Source organism: uncultured Caballeronia sp., assembly GCF_964243625.1.
Lineage (GTDB): Bacteria > Pseudomonadota > Gammaproteobacteria > Burkholderiales > Burkholderiaceae > Caballeronia.
Genome location: NZ_CAXTGZ010000493.1, coordinates 1 through 4,548 on the forward strand (window position 1 = coordinate 1; position 4,548 = coordinate 4,548).

Consider the following 4,548-nt stretch of genomic DNA (forward strand, 5'->3'; position numbering starts at 1 on the left):
GATAGGATATAAACCCCCGGCCCGGATGTAAAATATATTCGATACCACCATTCCATACTCAAAACATATGTGAACACGGTTCGTACGATAGCCGCCCGTCAGCGCTCGGCATTGCGCAATTTTAGTTTCTAGTCCAAACGAACCACGATTTTCCAGTACGTTCAAAGCTCGAAATTTATATTCGTGACCGCCGCAAGAAGACTTGAGATCGCCAATTCTTTTTCTGCAAACGTTTGCTAATTCTCTGTCTATCCCCCGCCCCACAAGGCCCATCCAGCCTGACGTTTAGGGATTTGCGCCTTTGATAGCCTGAACTCCCCGGCAGATTTTTCCTCAGGTGATGAAACCCAGGATTTTTTCTTCACTAACCGCTAATCTTCTCGATTATTACGATATATTACGGACCGATACGATCCAGTTACATGTCGCCCAAAGCGGGAAAGCGGACCATGAAGTCATTGCGCGTACTACACAGCGAATCATCCACCGGATGGGGCGGTCAGGAACATCGGACGCTCAAGGAAATGATCATATTGCGCACACGCGGACACACGGTCGAGGTGGTCTGCCCGAAAGAAGCTCGCCTGGGCGTGCGCGCGAAAGAGGAAGGCTTTATTGTTCATCACGCCCGCATGAAGGGCGGCGCCGACGTGAAGTCGATGCTGACGATCAAGTCATTGCTCTCGCGCCGCAGATTCGATGTGCTCAACACGCATAGCGGGCATGACAGCATCGTGGCCGGAACCGCCGGCCGCCTGGCGAGTACGCCGCTGGTCGTACGTACGCGCCACCTCGCGTTGCCTATCAGTTCGCTTGCGACCTACACGTGGATTCCGCATCGCGTGATCGCGGTGAGCCGGCATGTACGCGAGTACCTGATCTCCGCCGGGGTATCGAAGGGTCGTGTAGAAACGATCTATGACGGTATTGTGAAACCCGAGCCGCTTTTACATTCAACGTTGCGCACGGAACTCGGGCTCGACGGCGACGCAGTCATCGCGGGCATGGTCGCGATCGTGCGCGACAAAAAAGGCCATGAGGACCTGATCGACGCAGTCCAGCCGATGCTCGCGGAGCGTCCCAATCTGCATGTCGTGATGGCCGGCGATGGCCCGTGGTTCGAAAAGATAAAGAATATCGTCGATGGTATGGGCCTTTCTGATCGTATCCATCTTCTGGGCTTTCGCACGGACATCCCGAACGTGCTGCGGGGCTGCGATTTCTTCGTGCTGCCGACGCATCAGGAAGCGCTGGGGCAATCCTATATAGAGGCCATGGCTGCGGGCTTGCCGGTGATCGGAACCGACGTGGATGGCGTGCCCGAACTGATCACGCATGGCATCAATGGCCTGCTCGTGCCACCGCACGATATTCCCGCGTTGCGCGCGGCCATGGCGCGGCTGATCGATAACCCCCGGCTGCGTGTGCAACTCGGGGTGGCCGGCCGCCTTCTGACGGATGCCAGCTTCACGGTCGACGGCATGGCCGACGAAACCATCGACTTCTACCGGCGCGGCATCCGCGAACGCCGGTCCAACGCGTGACGCAGCGGGCGCGAGCGGTGCCGGTGCTGATGTATCACCATGTCAGCACGTCGCCTGGAATGATCACGGTTTCGCCTGTTCATTTTGCAGCGCAAATGGCATACCTCGCAGAAGCGGGCTACAGGACAGCGGGCGCGGCGCAACTGAGCGCGTTCCTCACAGGCGAGCCGCTGCCGCCGAAATCCGTGGTTCTGACTTTCGACGACGGATATCTCGACAACTGGGTCCACGCGCACCCAGTCCTCGAGAAGCACGGTTTCACTGCCCTGTGCTTTCTCGTGACAAGCTGGCCCGGCGAAGGCGCACCGCGCCCGAACGCGCAGACCGGTGGTGCGCTGCCCGAGTTGCTGGGGCATCGTGAAGGGGATCTCGCAATACGAGGCGGAGAACCCGATCGCACGATCTTGCGATGGTCCGAGATAGATGCGATGCGTCGTGCAGGCACCTTCGAATTCCATAGCCATACGCATAGCCATCTGCGCTGGGACAAAGTGGCCGCGAATCGCGCAGAGAAATGCGCCGGCCTCAAGCGTGATCTGATCGATGCTCGCGAAGCGTTCACCGCCCGCATGGGCGAAGTGTCGGATCACTTGTGCTGGCCGCAAGGTTTCTTCGACGATGACTACCTGCGTGTTGCTCGCGAAGCCGGCTTCCGCCATTTCTACACGTGCGAGATGGCGCCGAACGTCAGCAACGAGCACGCCGGCGAGCGCTCCATATACAGGCTCGAAGTGCGTGACAAGCCGGCGTCGTGGCTTGCATCGAGATTATGGGTGCATAGCCGGCCTCTCCTTAGCCGCGCTTATCTGAAGCTCAAGCGGTAAATTGCATTGTACGGGCCGCGGGATGGCCGCCCTCTTCTCACTTTGCGTGTTCGTCGTGATGCTCCTGGTGCTCTTGATGCTCCTGGTGTTGCTCATGCTCGGGTGGCCGCGCCGGCTGCGGATGTGACTCCGCGTGTTGTACAGGTGGCGTGGCACGCGGCGCTTCGTGCTCGGGTCTTGCCTCTGGACGCGGTTCGGGCCGCGGTTCGGATTGTGGTCCTTTAAGCGCATGCGGTGCCGGCTCATTCAGCGCATGCGGTTGAGATTGAGATTGAGATTGAGATTGAGATTGCGCTTGCGGCTGTGCTTGCCGCGCCCCTTGCGCCTCGTTCTGCTGTTCGGGCCTCGGCGCATGGTCCGCGGGATCATGAGCGGCGTTATTGACGAAAGACCTCGGGGCGCCCCCTTGCGCTGCCAACGGCGGATGCGGCTGTGCCGGCTGCGCAGCCTGTGGATTGCGCCCTTCCTCTCGCGGCACATTTTGTCCCACGTTTCGAGTCGGCGCGCCTTGTGACGTAACCGGGCGACTTGCCGTCCGGCTCACAAGACGATACCCCTCAGGCGCTGCGGGGGCGTTCCGGTTGATTGGGCGCGAGAATGCAGCAGGAACAGTCGTGCGCACGATCGGCTCGCCCGCACCCTCGACGTGTCCGCCGCCGCTTGCAAACCGTTGCGCAAGCGTGTCGCGATAGGCAGCAGGAACCGCCGGCGCTCGCGTGGCGACCACCTGCCGCTGTGCCACCTGAGGCGGCACGCCAGCCGATGCCGTGCGCATGCCGCCCGTGAAACTGCCACGTACCGGCGCAATACCGGGCGTCCCCGCGCCGATCTGTGCACGGCCGATCTGCTCCGGCGTCAGGCCACGCGCGGCTTGCGCCACGGGCTGCCCATGCACGAACGTGTTCGCCGGCACCGCGACGATCGCACCTGGCACGCGCTGATTGATGTACGTGTTGTGAACGTTCGTGATGTTGTTGACGATCGTCGTGTTGTGCACGTTCACATTATTGTTCACGCGGTTGTAATAGCTCGGGCTGTATCCCGAACCCGGATGCCAAGGCTCGTGCGGCCCGAGCGCAAACCAGGCAACACCCGCACCCACCGCGCCGCCTATCGCAAGATCGACACCCCAATGGGAACCACCGCCACCGCCCACAAACGCGACCAGCGCGGGCGCATACACGGGACGCGCGGCAACCACCGGCCCCGGCACCCATGCCCACGCATTGCCGAGGTACGCCCAGCGTCCATAGTGGAACGGTGCAAATCCCCACGGGGCGTCATCGACCCAGGTCCAACCCCACGGCGCAATCCATGTCCAGTGGCCCTCGCGATAAGGCGCCCAGTTCGCCGATACCGCAACCGTCGGCACCCACACCTCGCCATAGGATGGATCAGTGCGCCATGTGCCATTTGCGTCGAGGTCTTCATAGCCCGGGATTTCACGCGATACATATCGTGCGGATACCGAAGCATCTTCCAGCCTGTCGCGGCTTATGATCCACTGATCGAATGCGTCGAGGCCCGGCGCCGGTCCGGCCGCTTGTTGCTGCAGGTTCACGCCGGTGAATCTGACTTGCTGGCCGGCGGTCATCTGCAATGAGCCGCCATCGCCGTACAGCATGGCACTGCCGCTTCGCAGCGTTACCGTGGTGGAGTTGCCATCGGGCGCGACATCGACACGAAATTCGGCCGCGCTCGATGCCTGCAAGGCAACGTTCGGCGTATCGATCTCGATGTTCTGCCCGGGAGGCAACGCGCGCACATGCGCGGACAGTGACCCTTGCGTGACCTTGAGCTGCAGGGTGGCATCGTCGATATCAACCATGCTCAACGCCGTTTGCTGGTTGAGCCGTAACGCCGTCGACCCGATATGAAGTTCCGCCCGCGCGCCGTTGTCCGTCCAGACCTGATCGCCCGTGGTCAGCGGCCGGTTGAGTTGCGCGTAGGACCATTCGGTTTCGCCCGCAGGTTCCATTGTCACGTTGCCGTTGAAGTAGTTCAGGCGTGCAACGCGGCCGGGTGGATCGCTTGCCGCGGCACCGGGCGCGGTAGGAGACGGTACGGCTTGTTGCGCCCAGGCGGGTGTCGATAAAACCGCGACCAATGCGGTGGCGGTCAATACGGCGGCATGAGTTCGGCGCAGGCGTGGGGTCATTGGTGCATCTCCGGAATTATGA

Annotated in this window: 3 protein-coding genes; 2 read left to right on the forward strand and 1 reads right to left on the reverse strand. The window is 61.3% G+C overall.

The features are described 5' to 3' along the window. The first annotated feature begins 449 nt into the window (after positions 1–449). Positions 450–1,544 carry a glycosyltransferase family 4 protein gene (locus ACFFAR_RS25470; RefSeq protein ID WP_075358454.1) on the forward strand — a complete coding sequence of 365 codons (1,095 nt, stop codon included), beginning with the start codon at positions 450–452 and terminating at the stop codon, positions 1,542–1,544. Between the two features lie 29 nt (positions 1,545–1,573). After that, complete coding sequence (locus tag ACFFAR_RS25475) at positions 1,574–2,368, forward strand: polysaccharide deacetylase family protein (RefSeq protein WP_174364806.1); 795 nt, start codon at positions 1,574–1,576, stop codon at positions 2,366–2,368. A gap of 37 nt (positions 2,369–2,405) precedes the next feature. Here ACFFAR_RS25475 and ACFFAR_RS25480 read toward each other — a convergent pair whose 3' ends face one another. Further along, the gene (locus ACFFAR_RS25480) at positions 2,406–4,526 is read right to left on the reverse strand and encodes a DUF6600 domain-containing protein (protein ID WP_375508683.1); all 2,121 of its coding nucleotides are present in this window, start codon (positions 4,524–4,526) and stop codon (positions 2,406–2,408) included. Positions 4,527–4,548 lie beyond the last annotated feature (22 nt).